Origin of the sequence: Macrococcus armenti, assembly GCF_020097135.1 — a bacterium.
GTDB lineage: Bacteria > Bacillota > Bacilli > Staphylococcales > Staphylococcaceae > Macrococcoides > Macrococcoides armenti.
Window position 1 is genome coordinate 402,211 of sequence record NZ_CP083608.1, and the last position, 14,512, is coordinate 416,722.

Annotated in this window: 13 protein-coding genes and 1 pseudogene; 11 read left to right on the top strand and 3 right to left on the bottom strand. The window is 34.4% G+C overall.

Annotation, left to right across the window (positions count from 1 at the left end; genetic code table 11):
• Nucleotides 1-65 precede the first annotated feature (65 nt).
• Nucleotides 66-953, top strand: coding sequence for a hypothetical protein (locus LAU42_RS02245; RefSeq protein WP_224184076.1), 888 nt, complete (start codon nucleotides 66-68; stop codon nucleotides 951-953).
• Between the two features lie 366 nt (nucleotides 954-1,319).
• Here the strand turns inward: LAU42_RS02245 and LAU42_RS02250 are convergent, their stop codons facing one another.
• Nucleotides 1,320-3,536: a hypothetical protein gene (locus tag LAU42_RS02250; protein ID WP_224184077.1), complete on the bottom strand. Its 2,217-nt coding sequence runs from the start codon at nucleotides 3,534-3,536 to the stop codon at nucleotides 1,320-1,322.
• 444 nt (nucleotides 3,537-3,980) lie between these two features.
• Here LAU42_RS02250 and LAU42_RS02255 point away from each other — a divergent pair, with 444 nt between their 5' ends.
• Complete coding sequence (locus LAU42_RS02255) at nucleotides 3,981-4,823, top strand: GNAT family N-acetyltransferase (protein ID WP_224184078.1); 843 nt, start codon at nucleotides 3,981-3,983, stop codon at nucleotides 4,821-4,823.
• A 100-nt stretch (nucleotides 4,824-4,923) separates the two neighbouring features.
• A complete protein-coding gene (locus LAU42_RS02260; protein WP_224184079.1) occupies nucleotides 4,924-5,109 on the top strand; it encodes a hypothetical protein in 186 nt (61 codons plus the stop codon).
• A gap of 126 nt (nucleotides 5,110-5,235) precedes the next feature.
• On the opposite strand, the gene LAU42_RS02265 is transcribed toward LAU42_RS02260, so the two are convergent.
• Nucleotides 5,236-7,305: a RecQ family ATP-dependent DNA helicase gene (locus tag LAU42_RS02265; protein ID WP_224184080.1), complete on the bottom strand. Its 2,070-nt coding sequence runs from the start codon at nucleotides 7,303-7,305 to the stop codon at nucleotides 5,236-5,238.
• A 53-nt stretch (nucleotides 7,306-7,358) separates the two neighbouring features.
• Nucleotides 7,359-7,631: pseudogene (locus LAU42_RS02270) on the bottom strand (amidohydrolase); the annotation flags it as partial.
• Between the two features lie 162 nt (nucleotides 7,632-7,793).
• Here LAU42_RS02270 and LAU42_RS02275 point away from each other — a divergent pair.
• The 8 genes from LAU42_RS02275 to rbsD all read left to right on the top strand — a co-directional run bounded on the left by LAU42_RS02275 (nucleotide 7,794) and on the right by rbsD (nucleotide 14,508).
• Nucleotides 7,794-8,669: a YwqG family protein gene (locus LAU42_RS02275; RefSeq protein ID WP_224184081.1), complete on the top strand. Its 876-nt coding sequence runs from the start codon at nucleotides 7,794-7,796 to the stop codon at nucleotides 8,667-8,669.
• 117 nt (nucleotides 8,670-8,786) lie between these two features.
• Entirely contained in the window at nucleotides 8,787-9,242 is a 456-nt protein-coding gene (locus LAU42_RS02280; protein WP_133419385.1) for a DUF805 domain-containing protein, read from the top strand.
• Nucleotides 9,243-9,440: 198 nt separating this feature from the next.
• The gene (locus tag LAU42_RS02285) at nucleotides 9,441-9,881 is read left to right on the top strand and encodes a hypothetical protein (protein ID WP_224184082.1); all 441 of its coding nucleotides are present in this window, start codon (nucleotides 9,441-9,443) and stop codon (nucleotides 9,879-9,881) included.
• A 25-nt stretch (nucleotides 9,882-9,906) separates the two neighbouring features.
• Complete coding sequence (locus tag LAU42_RS02290) at nucleotides 9,907-10,947, top strand: ABC transporter ATP-binding protein (protein WP_277602378.1); 1,041 nt, start codon at nucleotides 9,907-9,909, stop codon at nucleotides 10,945-10,947.
• A gap of 107 nt (nucleotides 10,948-11,054) precedes the next feature.
• Nucleotides 11,055-12,020 carry a biotin synthase BioB gene (gene bioB / locus LAU42_RS02295; protein ID WP_224184084.1) on the top strand — a complete coding sequence of 322 codons (966 nt, stop codon included), beginning with the start codon at nucleotides 11,055-11,057 and terminating at the stop codon, nucleotides 12,018-12,020.
• Nucleotides 12,021-12,282: 262 nt separating this feature from the next.
• The gene (locus tag LAU42_RS02300; protein WP_224184085.1) at nucleotides 12,283-13,251 is read left to right on the top strand and encodes a LacI family DNA-binding transcriptional regulator; all 969 of its coding nucleotides are present in this window, start codon (nucleotides 12,283-12,285) and stop codon (nucleotides 13,249-13,251) included.
• A 1-nt stretch (nucleotide 13,252) separates the two neighbouring features.
• Complete coding sequence (gene rbsK, locus LAU42_RS02305; RefSeq protein ID WP_224184086.1) at nucleotides 13,253-14,116, top strand: ribokinase; 864 nt, start codon at nucleotides 13,253-13,255, stop codon at nucleotides 14,114-14,116.
• Nucleotides 14,116-14,508, top strand: coding sequence for a D-ribose pyranase (gene rbsD, locus LAU42_RS02310; RefSeq protein ID WP_224184087.1), 393 nt, complete (start codon nucleotides 14,116-14,118; stop codon nucleotides 14,506-14,508). The genes rbsK and rbsD overlap by 1 nt, the downstream gene beginning before the upstream one ends.
• Nucleotides 14,509-14,512 lie beyond the last annotated feature (4 nt).

Sequence of the window (14,512 nt, forward strand, 5' to 3'; positions counted from 1 at the left end):
AAATAATATTATAATTTAGGAGTATGGAAGTAATAAAATAATAAAAATGACAACTAGGAGGAAATATGAAACAAATACTAACAGGTTTATTCATTTCTACGTTATTACTAACTGCATGCGGACAGCAACAAGAGGAAAATGAAGAGAAATCATCAATTCAATCGAAAAGTGAAGAAAAATCATCAACAACTAATAAAGAAAAATCAGAACAAAAGAAAGATCAGTTAGCAGATACAAAATCAACAGCGAGTCAAGCTGAACCTTCATCACCTGAAGAAAAAGAGAAGGGTAATGAAGAAATAAATATAAAATTGGACGAGAAAACAAAGATTGCTTTAGCATTTATGCATCCGGAAGCGGAAAAATTTATTGTATCAGGTAAAGAAGTATTAACAGGTAAATATACAAAAATGGTGCCGCCAGAGCCACAAGTAAGAAAGTTTTATAAGCTTGTTCTTACACCACATTATGAGAATATTATTCCGCAAGGTGCTAAAGTTTATATCGTCCATCCAAATAAAGCGAATGCTATTTCATTTATAGCATTTACTGATAATGAAACAGTTATTGGTGGTACGCAAAGCGGGTATTATGATTTAAATAATAGTAATAATGGCTTTATTAGATATAATACTGAATCTTTCTTTAACGAGAAGAAACATCTTCGTTCATTAAAAGAACTCGCAGATATGGTGGAAATCGGCGAAAAGCCATCGTATGAGGAAACGGAGCGAGAAGAAAAAATGACGAATCAAACAGTAAGAGAAAGAATTTATAATGAGATTATTGCGATGGAAGGTACTACGCAATTGGATCCTAAGTATATATGGGATGATATTAAGTTGGATGAGAAAAACAATAGCTTTTATGTCAACTATAGAAATAAAGATTTAGAGGTGCTAGGGACGTATAAATATGTAGATGGGAAGCTGGTAAAGGAATTAATTAAATAAAAAAACTACTCTAGAACATGAATATAAAGGTGATATGTGCATAATTAAATTCTATAAGATGACTGATTTCCTGAAAGTGATCCTTATTAAAATGCTTATCACTTTTTCCAATTACAAGACGTTTCCTTCCGTTAAGCGTATTAAGGAACGCGTTTACTTCATCTATGGAAACAGGATAAAACAAATCGCCTGTAATGTAGATGGCGTCTTATTCTGAAACAGTCTTATTCCAGTTCTTGATGAGTAGCGCATTCATTTGTTCAACAGCAAAGGAACGTGATTTAGCCATATTTTTGTGATAAAAGTGTGTGTCTGAAATGAAGTGGATTATTATGGACTCGCAAATATAAACAGGACAGCCTTTGATTAAAGACTGTCCTGTTTATTGTTATATTCATTAATAAAAGTATTAATTTTTTTGTAGATAAATTCCTTATTATTATCTTTTTCAACATAATTTTCAATGTAATCATCAAGATCGGTTAATTCAAAATTATTATGAATACGCGTTAAAATTGCTTCTGCTAGTAATATTCTGTTTGAAGGATGTTTATATAAGTGATGATAAGATTTATCTGTTAATTTATTAACATAAAGTATATCCCAGTTATCATATTCACTATAAATTCTTTTTGACAAATCAAATCCAACTTCATATAATTGCTCAATTTGGAAAGGATTATTATCTTTTTTCTCTTGCATATATTGAAGTATTTTCAAAGCTAGTGATTGGTATTGATACATCAATTCATTTGAATTTAAATATTTTAAGCTAAATTTAAATTTAATTTCTCTAATAAATTTATCTAGAAAATCATTTTCTATTAAATAATCGAATACTTTAAGTTCATCCAAGTTAATCTTCTTATAGTTATCAGTTTTCTCTAAGTAAATATTAATGAATGTAATATAGGGATTTAGAGATACATCTAAAGGATAAGCTTGTTTGATGAGAGAAATATAATCCAGGTAATCATTATTTTCAATAGCATGATTAACATAATTCAATATGTTTTTGAATGCACTAATAATGGATTCATCGACGATTGGAAAATACTCTATATCAGAGTTTAATATATGAACAGCATACATTTCAGGTTCAAATGGCCATGTGTATATACTGTAGTTTTGAATTTCATTGAGAATATCTATGAATTGCTTATTTATAAAGTCTATATTATATACTGGGAAGGACCCCATTTCATTAACACTATCATAATACTCTTCTATTGGAAATGAGTGAGATTCCATCAAAGATGAAAAAGTTTCGTAGAAAACGCTGTGTGTTGTTGAAGAGTTAGATCCTATTTGTAATGAACGGTAATAAAATAGCCATGTATACATTAAAGTTAAATCATCGTTATATTCAATATAGGTATCATAATTAAATTCTGTTTCATTTTTTTGAATCAGTGTATTCATTGTATGAAAATAGTTATGGGTGAATAAATCTACTAATATATGGTTATAATCATATTGATTATCTTTTAATGATAATATTTCTCCATTGCTATATAAGTATTTATTTAAGGATACGACTTCTAAGAATATATCTTCAAATAGTAACAATGTATCTTCCTGATTCAAATTTTTAACATATGGCTCAGAAATTATTGCTGAGAAATAATCAGACGGATTATTTTCGTAATTGATACAATGATTAATTAGCAATTTTAATTTTGAGACGAGAATTCCTAATCTCTTATGCTCTGATATCTCTTTAATAACGTTATGAATTAATTGATCATTTTGTAAATCTATTAAATTAAAGTTTTTATTTTGGAGAGAGTCGAAATAAAATGTTGAAAATACTGTCAGATAATCATCGTGATAATTATCTAATATCTTTAATTGGAAATGATTAAATAATTCAAGTTCTTGTATTAGAAAATCATTTTTTTCCTGATGTGATAATTTGTTAATATAAGTTTTACTAAATTTATTAATATTTACTTGATGATATAATTTAGCAGATTCAAGGTTACTGTTTAAATACTTATAAAGTTCTTTATTATATAAAACTTCTGTAATTACTATATCTCTTTCATGTGGTTCAACGGTTGAAATTAAGTTGTTAATATATATGAAAATTTCCTTTTCTTTTTCAACTAAGTTAAGTTTTTTGTTTTCCGAAACTCTAGAGAATTTGTTGTTAAATTCATTAATAAGAGATCTAATAATCAATCGATTAAACGATTCGCTTTCTTCTATCTGCTCATTAATAAGAAGTGCTTTAATCGGAATATCAATATTCTTTATTATCAACAAAATAAAAATAATTGATAGAACAACTAGACTTGCTTGCCACGTTGAGGAAAGTATTGTGAAAATCATTTCATTTTCTTTTATATGCTTTGGTATAAGTTTAAAGCAAAAATAAATAATTAAAGGCAGGAGAAATTGAAATGATAGTATTGCTGAAAATACAATTTTTCGTGTGATTTGAATATATGGATTTTGTTCAATAATGATGACAGCACGACTTCTACCTAAATATCTTGATTGAGTATCACTCGAAAAGCTCACGATAAATTGTAAAAAACTAATATATACACCATATAAGCCAAGTACAACGAATGCCATATTTAATATCTCCATGAGATTAAAATTTGCTTGAGTTACAAATAATAAGTCATATTTAATTTGAATAATAATTATTAATAACATTATTAACATTAGAATTAAATCATAGCCGGTGAGAAAGGACGTTTTTTTTAGAACACTAAAAGGCTGATTATAAAACTTATCTAATCTTAGTTTACTTTGAAATTCAATTGAAACAAAAAGGCAGATAATTATTACAGCTACTATAATAAATGCCACATATATCACATCCTTGAATAATTTAATTTTATTTTACTTCAAAAAAGTAATATTTTACTAGTGGTTTGGACAGAAATATAAGGTACAGGTATTCACTCTGATGAAGGTCAAGGCAAAAGTGAATTATCCGAACGTATCTGATGATTCGAGTCTTTTTTAATACATTTTAGTATGATAGACCTAAATGGATGAGGGGATGATTATATGGGGGAACATAATATAAATAAAGATACGTTTCAAGTTAGCTTTTCAAATACACATAATGATGCTGATGTATATGAAGTTAATGAAAGATATATCCATTACCACACACCTAATCAGCTGATTAAATATTACGCCAATTATTTTCAGTATAAAGTGATGCCGGATGTTGATACTTTTATGAATGATTATGAAAGACAAAAGGCATTTCATGAACAACGTGGACAAAAGCATGCACTGTTTATATTCCCTGAAAAAGAAGTACTGGATGATGCATTGCAGGAGAAGGCAAAGGCTTTAGGATTTACTGTTGAAAAGATGGAGCTTTATTTATTGAAAGAGATGCCGAAATCTAAAGATACTGAGATTGAAGTAGTGCAGGTGTTGAAGGAAAATGATGTGTTCCTGGATTATCTTGAAGTTTGTCGTGAAGGGGATTTAGAGTACGGTGAAGAATTTGCAGATCTGAAAGCACGCACACATCGACGTGATGTATTAAACCCACAAATATTACAGTTTGTAGCGTATCAGCATGGATTTCCTGCAGGTAAAGTTAATGCGGTGGAAAGTGCAAAGTATATTGAAATAGATGATTTATATGTGCTCGATGCGATGCGTAAGCAAGGTGTTGGGACGGCATTACAGCTAGCAGTATGGCGTTATGCATCACAAGTTAGTAAGCAGGTTATCTTAATTGCTGATGGAAATGACGCGCCGAGAGAAATGTATCAAAGACAAGGGTATGCGTTAGTCAGTGAACGTTATGAGTTGTTACGTGTGCCGTCAGCGGATAATTTAACATTCAATAATAGTACTAATAGTAATAATGATATCTCCCTCGGATAAATGAATATTGAGGGAGATTGTTCTTTGAAAGGGTAATGCTGCATTAACTAGTATTTTAGTGAACAAGAACCTTACTTTTGAATAATATGGAGGGAATATCATGAATGCTGAAGTTGAATTGAAATTGAAACAGTACAAAGAAGGATTTGGTGAATCATTAACTAAAACATATACAAGGAATATGTCTGATGAACAAATTATAGAAGCAGTAAATACTTGTCTGGAGAAAAATATGACTTACTTTGAAACAATGGTAGAGAAGTATGGGAAGTGGATTGTGATTTAGGATAAGATGCATGTTGTAAAAAATTTAATCCCCATATTTATGGCTTGAGTCAGACTGCAGACTTCATCTCCAAAGAGGTCTTTATCAAAAGTTTAAGAGCACGCATATACTGCGTGCTCTTAATTTTTATCCCCCAACATTCACTAACGCAAACGGATAGACTGCATTCGCCTGTTGTAACAATAGTGAAGCGGCAACTGTCATCGTCCAGCGTGAGTTAACGATTGAGTCGATGAGGAGTATGGTGTTGTCTGTTATATCTGCTGATTCATTGCGTGCTAGTGTGTCTGTAATATTTTGTTCTTGCATAATAGAGTTGTGCATATCGCTCTGTATATGTCCTGGTCGTGTTTTGTCCAGTGCCTCTACGTAATTTAATCCATGTTCGCGTGCAATGTATTGTGCGAGTTCATTGACGAGTGCTGGATAGCGCTTGTTCGGGACTGGTACAATCGTATCGATTTGATGTGTTTGAATGTGTTCTGCCAGGAAATTACTAATTGTGATCATCGTCTTCTCACTGTAATGCTGGTTTGCGCGTTCTGCCATAAAGCGTTTGCCGATAGGTGAATAAGGATCTGTCGTATACGTCCATCCTGGCATGTAACGTAATGCTTCATCTAACTTCTTATTGTTTGCGTGACGTTTACGAGGTTCGATTTCACCATGCAGTTTGTTTTTATAAGCTGTTGCTTGTTCGAGGTACGGATTGTCCTCACGTGTTGGGATGAATATTCGTCCTTTGCAGTGTGTACATTTGCCGCACTTTTCTTTTAAATCAGGGGCATCCAGTTCATTTGCGATATATTGCATATAACAGCCGTCATAGTTTACGAATCGTTTTAAGTTATCGAGTTCAACGATGCGTGTGTCGTTTAATTGCTGCTGTAGTTTCTTGCTCGCTCGTTCATCAAATGTTTCATTCGGGTTTATGACATACTTACGTTTATCCATATAGATATATTCATGCACGAATAAGTACTTCAGCACGCTTGAAAGTTTTGTAACGTTCAAGTTGAAGTGTTGTAGAATCTCGTTACGTGATAGTCCTTTTGGATAATTTGCAATTAGTTTTAATATGTCGCTCAGTAGTGATGGATCCTTATATGCACTATCGATAAAGGACTTAATAATTTCTTCATCTTCATCACCATGTAATAGTATCGCAAGTGCAGGTTTGCCATTTCGTCCAGCACGTCCAATCTGCTGGTAATATGAGATTAAGTTTTGCGGGAGCTGATAATGGATAACGAATCCGATATCCGCCTTATCATAACCCATGCCAAGTTTTACTGTCGCAACGATGACACGCGTTTGTCCTGTATGGAAACGTTCCAGTACTTCCTGCTCTATACTTTCACCGAGTGCATTCTGAACGCCGGAGTAATAAGCTTCGCATGAAATATCGTGTTGCTGTAGAAATGTTGTCACGTCTTCACATTCACGTTTCGTTAAGCAATATATGATACCTTGCTGCGCACTTAAAAAAGGGTGGTGTGTCAATGCATCTGTGACAAATGCCAGTCGTTCTGCCTTACTTTGTACAGGGTTTACTTGTATAGAAATGTTATGACGCATTAAGTCACCACGGAACACGTTCAAGTCGTGACCGAGTTGTGCTTTAATGTCTTCAATTACACGGTCGTTAGCTGTCGCTGTCGTACCGAGTACTGCAATCGAATCAGGCAATGTTTTAAGAAGGCGCACGATACGCTGATAATCAGGTCTGAAGTCATGTCCCCAGTCTGATATAGAATGCGCTTCATCTACAACGATGAGTTCGATGTCGCGTAAGTTCGTTAACGCTTCTATAAAGTCCGGACTTGATAACTTCTCGGGAGAGACAATAACTGCATCTGTTTGCTGTAAGTTCGCGTATATCTCATCCCATTTATCGCGATTGTTGCTATTAATTGTTACTACGTTCAGTCCAAGCTTTGCCGCCGCTTCAATTTGGTTGTGCATTAAAGCTAACAGTGGACTAATAATAATTGCAGGACCTGCACCTTGTTCTCGTAATAATTTCGTTGCGATAAAGTAAACGATTGATTTACCCCAGCCGGTTTTTTGAATTACGAGCGTCTTCTCTTTTTTCATAATCGCCTGTATTGCTTCTAACTGACCCTCTCTGAATGCACTATTGTCGCCATAGCTTTCCTTTAATAATTCTGTAGCACGTGTTGTAATATTGGTCATTTCGCTAACCTGTTCAGTACTACTTCACCGAGAGATTTCGCACAGATCATCATCGTGTCCTCATGAATTGTGAGTGCATCAAAATCTGCACGCAGTCCTATAACTTTTCCAGGATTACCGCTTTTTATATCGACGATAACAGCATGACCACCGCCGAAATTCGTATGTATGGGAACGTCTTTATTCTTATAGAAATGTTGGATGAACGCTGCAGTATGTTCCTCGTGAAACGACAACTCTGGATGCGCATGTAAGTGACGTCTGATTTCTAACATACGTGCTTCTTTCTCTTCTAATTTTTTGAACAATTTTTCTTTTAAAATCATAGTTGTAACCCCTTTCACTCTTTTTTTATTATAATAAAAAATCGATGTTCATTGTTGCTGGACGGTTGTTAACAAGATGTTTATATATGATATCATTAGAATTTAATATACATATACCTTAAACTATAATTGTAGTAAAAATTTGTGAAGGAGTTGTTTCGATTGTTAAATATTCAGGACGTAAGTGATATTCCGGAAGGTGAGCAATTAGCGTATAAGAAGTTTATTGACGCATTAAAAGATAGCGACGTTCCAACGCAAGAATATGTACGAATGAACCTTTCTAAATTAGAAAATGAAACGCTTGAACAAAGTAAAATTGGCGGTGTACCGTTTTTAAAATCATTGGATGACATTCCGGTAGATGTAAAGAACGCACCGATGATGTTACTCGCACAAATTAACTTAAGTGAATTACCTGAAGGTCAAAGCGTATTCCCGGTAAATCAAGGTTTATTACAATTCTGGGTGAGCGGCAATGACGAAGGCTATGGTATGGGGATTGAGTCATTGGAAGACATAGGGAACTCTAAGTTGATTTTTATAGAAGATGTAAGTACTGCACTGACATTGGAAGAGATTCAATCATACTTTAATCAGTTCGAGTTTGAAGAAACACCGATTAGCGGCGGAGCTTTTAAAATTTCATATTCATTAGAAAAACAAATGCTTACACCAGTAGATTATCGTTTCCAGGAAATCGCGGTACCAATTTGGAATGAAGTGAATCCTGATATGGAAGTCGAGTCTATATATGATGGGTATGAAGAAGTGTTTGAAGCAATTTTTGAAACGTTAGCACCAGAACAACCAATGCATCAACTTGGTGGGTTTCCATTCTTTGCACAAGAAGACCCACGAGAATTTGAGGAAGAGCTTCAAGTCTATGATCAGCTGCTACTTCAAATTGACACAGATGACGATGAAGGTGTTGAAATTGCATGGGGAGACGCAGGGATCAGCAATATTCTAATGAAATCTGAAGATTTAAAAGCGATGAAATTCGATAATTATATATTTACGTGGGATACGTTATAAAAAATTAAGGTGAGATGATCATTTATCTCATCTTTTTTAATGGATAATATATTTTAATATGTCTTTTACATGGAAAATATTACATAATAGTAGTAAGAAAAAGAAAGGGTGATTTTAATGACAAATGTTTGTAAAGACTATTTAAACTACTGGCGTTATGCACTTAATACAACTGAAGAAGCAAGTCGTTCTGAGTATTGGTTTCCAACACTTGCGCATGTGGCGTTCTTCTCATTATTGATGGCAGCAGACAAAGAAAACTATGACACAGAGCCTGGGGATCAGTTTATCCCGACACCGATAAATAAACTGTACACTGCATTTGCTGTACTGTCATTCATTCCAACTTACAGCGTATTTAGCAGACGTCTTAATCATCTTGGGATGAGTAAGTCTATTGCGAAACTCATCTATAGTGCGAATGCGTTAGGATATATTTACGTGTATTTTATGAATAAGAAAACACATAAAGAAATTGAAGCAATAGTAGGTGGACGTAAGAACTTTGCGATATTAGCAAGTATTGTGACGGTTGCATACACTTCGGAGCTGGTGCTTGCACTCAAGAAATAAGCATGATAATAAAAGGTGATCTGTGTAATATTTATTCTATTTCAGGTTATAATTCAGCTGTTTAAACAGCTGAATTACTGTAAAAAAATAGCATGTTAAAGAAATAAGGAGACTAATATGGAATATACAATTCTTATATTATTTATTGCATTTGCTATTTTGATAATATATTTTGCTACAAAATTTTTACATAAAATTATGAATAAGAGATATGATTTCTATAAAATGTTTTCAATAGTGCTAATTGCAGTATTTATACCATTATTAGCTTATTTAATTTCGAGTGAAGTTATTAATTATTGGTCACAGCCAACGGATGAAGATCGTCAAAGGCTGGGAGAGATGACAACGAAAGTTATTTATAGTGAAGATTTTAAAAAGTTAGAAAAAACACGTATTATTTATAGTATTGAACCTTCAGTAAATCGTTATAATCGGCAAGCTAATAATTACTTATACGATGTGTATGTGAAGACAGACAAAGAAACATATGGATTTAATTGTGATGACCTCGATAAAGATGATAAAGACCAACAATGCAAAATTGTAGATATCTCAAGTTGGAGTTACTCTGAATATAGCGAAGAACAGCCATTCTTTAATGGATATAAAGGGTATAAAAATGGTATAAAGAGATAAGACCATTGTAGAAATGAGGCAAATTATGCTTAAAGTTATTAACATTCATAAACTTTACGGTAAAGATAAATGGGTTTTACGTGATTTGAGCTTTGAAGTTATGGATGGTGAATTTTTCGTACTTGTCGGGCCTAGTGGGTGCGGTAAGAGTACATTGCTGAAGATGATTGCAGGGCTAGAGGATATTACTGAAGGTGAACTGTATATTGATGGTCAGCTTGCAAATCAGCTGCATCCTAAAGATCGTTCATTATCGATGGTGTTTCAGAACTATGCACTTTATCCGCATATGACTGTTGAAAAAAATATTTTATTCACATTAGAAAATCGTAAAGTACCTAAAGCATTACGTCATGATAAGATGATGGAAGCGGCTAAGCTTGTAGGTTTAGAAGATTACTTGAAGAAGAAACCAGGCGAACTCTCTGGTGGGCAGCGTCAGCGTGTGGCATTAGCGCGTGCGATTGTCAGTGAATCGAAGTTGTGCTTAATGGACGAACCGTTATCAAACTTAGATGCAAAGCTGCGTGGACAGATGCGTGTTGAGTTACGACAGTTACAACAGCGTCTCGGTATGACGATGATTTATGTGACGCATGACCAAGTTGAGGCGATGACGATGAGTGATCGTATCATGGTGTTAAATGGTGGACATATCCAGCAGATCGGCACACCACTTGAAATCTACAATGAGCCCAATAATAAGTTCGTTGCGAATTTTATGGGGTCTCCTGCAATGAATATTGTGCGTGGTAATGTAACAGGTAACGCAGTCCATTTCGGTGATTTTAACTTACCGATCAACATGCCGGTCGCTGAAGGCGCGATAGATGTAGGATTCAGACCGGAAGATGTAGTGTGTGATGAAACGGGCACACTCGTTACTGTCACTGCGTGCGAGATGTTAGGTGATACGACGGTCGTTAACTTCATGATTAATGGAGAGAAATGTATCGCTAAGTTTTCGGAGCAAGTATCGCTTGCAAATGGTGATAAGATTCGCATCTCAATCAATGACAAGAAAATTAAATATTTCGATTCAGAAAATGGAACAGTGATTAAATAAACGGGCGATGGCTCGTTTATTTTTTGCAATGATTGTTAACTTATATTTAAAATTAGTTTACAATATAATGGTACAGTTATATTGAAAATGTATACAAGGGGGATTTTATGTTAGCACAACGTATTATTAAAGGGGAAAGTATTTCAAAGGAAGAAGCATTGTCGTTATTTGTCGATAATAATATAGATACATATGACTTATTACATGAAGCATATCAAGTACGTAAGCATTATTTTGGTCGTCGAGTGAAGCTCAATATGATTCTGAACGCGAAGAGTGGGATTTGTCCGGAAGACTGTGGTTATTGTGGTCAGTCTAAGCTGATGAAGAATAAGGACAAGTACTTGCTTGTTGACAAAGATCAGATAAAGTCAGGTGCAGACTTCTGTGCTACCCATGATATCGGAACGTATTGTATTGTTATGAGTGGTCGTGGTCCGAGTGATAAAGAGGTCGATCATATCGCGCATACTGTAGAAGCGATTAAACATGAACATCCGCAGCTTAAGATTTGTGCTTGTCTCGGTCTGACGAATGACGAACAGGCGAAAAAGTTAAAGTCGGCTGGTGTAGCCCGTTATAATCACAATATTAATACGAGTGAAAATTACCATGATGAAGTTGTAACAACACATACATATAAAGATCGCGTAAACACTATTGAAATTATGAAAGCAAACAATATCTCACCATGCTCAGGAGTTATTTGTGGTATGGGGGAAACAGATGAAGATATAATCGATATGGCATTTGCACTGAAAGAAATCGATGCAGATAGTATCCCAGTCAACTTCCTCCATCCTGTGAAGGGGACTAAGTTTGGTAATGAAGATAATTTAACGCCAGAACGCTGTTTAAGAATTTTATCACTTTTCAGGTTAATCAATCCTACGAAGGAAATTCGTATTGCCGGAGGGCGTGAAGTAAACTTAAGGTCACTTCAGCCACTTGCAATGCAGGCTGCGAATTCAATCTTTGTCGGTGACTATTTAATTACGAACGGTCAACCGAATGAACTGGATTATAAAATGTTAGAAGATTTAGGATATGAAATAGATATAAATAAAAATTGATTACACTGTTTTTTAGTTATAAAACATAAAGGACGTGAAGTTCACTGTTTAAGTTAAATTTATGGAAAAAGAAAGCTAGTGATAAGAGCAAGTGGCCTCCAAAGCATGCAAAAAGTAGTATGAAACTGGTAAATATGATAGAAAAGACATAAACAAAGATGCTCGAATAATCATATGTTCGAGTGTCTTTTTTTGAAATAATTGCAAACGCTTACTTTACGTGATATTCTATATGTAATCGGTTACACATGGAGGTGGTAGGATGCCAACAATTAAAGATGTCGCGCGTGAAGCAGGTGTATCTGTTGCTACAGTATCACGTGCAATGAATAGCTCGGGTTATGTACATGAAGACACGCTAAAGAAAATAAATCGTGCAATCGAAGTTTTGAATTATCAACCAAACGAGACTGCACGTACACTTTTTACAAAAAAATCAAAAATAATTGGCTTATTACTTCCTGATATAAGTAACCCATTTTTTACTTTAGTAGCAAGAGGCGTAGAAGATGCGGCCTCAGCAAAAGGATTTCATGTTGTAATTGGTAATAGTGATCAGAACAAAGAGAAAGAACGACAATATGTTGATACTTTCAATATGCATAACTGTGCAGGCATCATCTCTTCGGCATTAATGTTTGACGATGCTGAACACTATATCCGTAAAACTGGAATGGAGCACATTATGTTAGACCGTACAGGTTCGATACATCATTCAATAGCAGCTGATCATTTTAAAGGCGGTGTGCTACAGGCACAATGCTTGATTGATAGACAATGCAGACGTGTACTTGTCATTGAAGGCAATCAGCAGTTTAATTCATTTAAGCAACGTCGAGAAGGCGCAGTTTCAATATTCAAGCAGTCTAAAGTTGCATATGAAGTTATGAATGGAGAAGAAGTTTCTAATGATCAACAATTATTAGATTATATTAAATACAATAAAGTAGACGGTATTATTTGTTACAACGATTTAATTGCCATACAAGTAATGGGGATGCTGCAGCATCATGGAGTACGAATCCCTGAAGAGGTTCAAGTAGTAGGTTTTGATGATATTCAGTTAAGTGAATATTGTTATCCGAGTTTAACTACAATTCATCAGCCAGCATATTTAATTGGTAAAGTTGCATGTGAGCAACTGATAGCGTTACTTCACAATGAAAAAACGGAACAGAATATAAAATTAGATGTTCATTTAATTAAAAGAAATAGTACAAGGAGTGTTTAAGATGGGAAATATTTTTGTAATTGGTAGTGCTTCTGTTGATCTCGTTGTTAAAAGTCATCGACAACCTGCGAAAGGAGAAACGATACTCGGTGAGTCGTTCTTTATGACAACTGGAGGTAAGGGCTCTAATCAGGCAGTGAGTGCGAGTCGATTAGGTGCAGAAGTGTACATGGTAGGTGCAGTTGGAGATGATACATTTGGTGAAATGATTTTAAACAATTTTAAAGAAAATCACGTAAATATCGACAATGTGGAAACGGTTACACATCAATCGAGTGGTACCGCACATATTACGTTAGAGGATAACGATAATTCTATTATTGTAGTTCCTGGTGCCAATTTTAAGATAACAATTGAACAAGTTGAGGTTGTGCTAAGTAAGTTGGAACAGTCGGATATCGTCGTTATTCAAAATGAGATTCCTGTTCAAGTTACTGAATATATTATTAATCGTACGCACGAACTTGGAATTACAACGATTTATAATCCAGCGCCTTTTGTACAGATCGATACATCACTTTTAAATAAGGTATCTTACTTTACACCGAATGAAACAGAAGTTCGAGAACTATTCGGTGAAGACTTTGAATCTGTAATTAAACAATATCCGAAGCAAATGATTGTAACATTAGGTGCACAAGGTGCTGTTTATTATGATGGCGAATTAAAGCGTGTACCTGGCTTAAAAGCTGAAGTAGTTGATACAACTGGTGCTGGTGATACATTTAACGGAGCGTTTGCAGTTGCGTTAAGCGAAGGTAAAGATATCGATGCAGCATTACAATTTGCTAATAAAGCAGCAAGTATATCAGTCGGTGGCTTAGGTGCACAAGGTGGCATGCCGTATAGAAAGGATATGGCGTAATGTATAAGACGGGAATTTTAAATAGTGATATTTCAAAAGTATTAAGTGATCTTGGTCATACAGATACAATCGTAATTGCAGACTGTGGATTACCAGTTCCATCTAGTGTTAATAAGATAGATCTTGCATTAAAACATGGATTTCCGAGCTTTATTGATGTTCTAAAGATTATAGCGGAGCATATGGTGATTGAACACTATACATTAGCAGAAGAAATAAAAGAACATAATATGAATACATTGCAATCAGTAGAAAACGTATTGCATCATGATAAAGATTTCGTATCACATGAAGCATTTAAAGCATTGACGAAAGATGCAAAAGTAGTTATTAGAACGGGAGAAGCAACACCTTATGCCAATATTATATTGAGAAGCGGTGTTAATTTTTAAGGAG

Coding starts and splice junctions, on each gene's coding strand:
- LAU42_RS02245 (WP_224184076.1), top strand. CDS start 66: ATGAAACAAATACTAACAGGTTTATTCATTTCTACGTTATTACTAACT.
- LAU42_RS02250 (WP_224184077.1), bottom strand. CDS start 3,536: ATGGCATTCGTTGTACTTGGCTTATATGGTGTATATATTAGTTTTTTA.
- LAU42_RS02255 (WP_224184078.1), top strand. CDS start 3,981: ATGGGGGAACATAATATAAATAAAGATACGTTTCAAGTTAGCTTTTCA.
- LAU42_RS02260 (WP_224184079.1), top strand. CDS start 4,924: ATGAATGCTGAAGTTGAATTGAAATTGAAACAGTACAAAGAAGGATTT.
- LAU42_RS02265 (WP_224184080.1), bottom strand. CDS start 7,305: ATGACCAATATTACAACACGTGCTACAGAATTATTAAAGGAAAGCTAT.
- LAU42_RS02280 (WP_133419385.1), top strand. CDS start 8,787: ATGACAAATGTTTGTAAAGACTATTTAAACTACTGGCGTTATGCACTT.
- LAU42_RS02285 (WP_224184082.1), top strand. CDS start 9,441: ATGAATAAGAGATATGATTTCTATAAAATGTTTTCAATAGTGCTAATT.
- LAU42_RS02290 (WP_277602378.1), top strand. CDS start 9,907: ATGCTTAAAGTTATTAACATTCATAAACTTTACGGTAAAGATAAATGG.
- bioB (WP_224184084.1), top strand. CDS start 11,055: ATGTTAGCACAACGTATTATTAAAGGGGAAAGTATTTCAAAGGAAGAA.
- LAU42_RS02300 (WP_224184085.1), top strand. CDS start 12,283: ATGCCAACAATTAAAGATGTCGCGCGTGAAGCAGGTGTATCTGTTGCT.
- rbsK (WP_224184086.1), top strand. CDS start 13,253: ATGGGAAATATTTTTGTAATTGGTAGTGCTTCTGTTGATCTCGTTGTT.
- rbsD (WP_224184087.1), top strand. CDS start 14,116: ATGTATAAGACGGGAATTTTAAATAGTGATATTTCAAAAGTATTAAGT.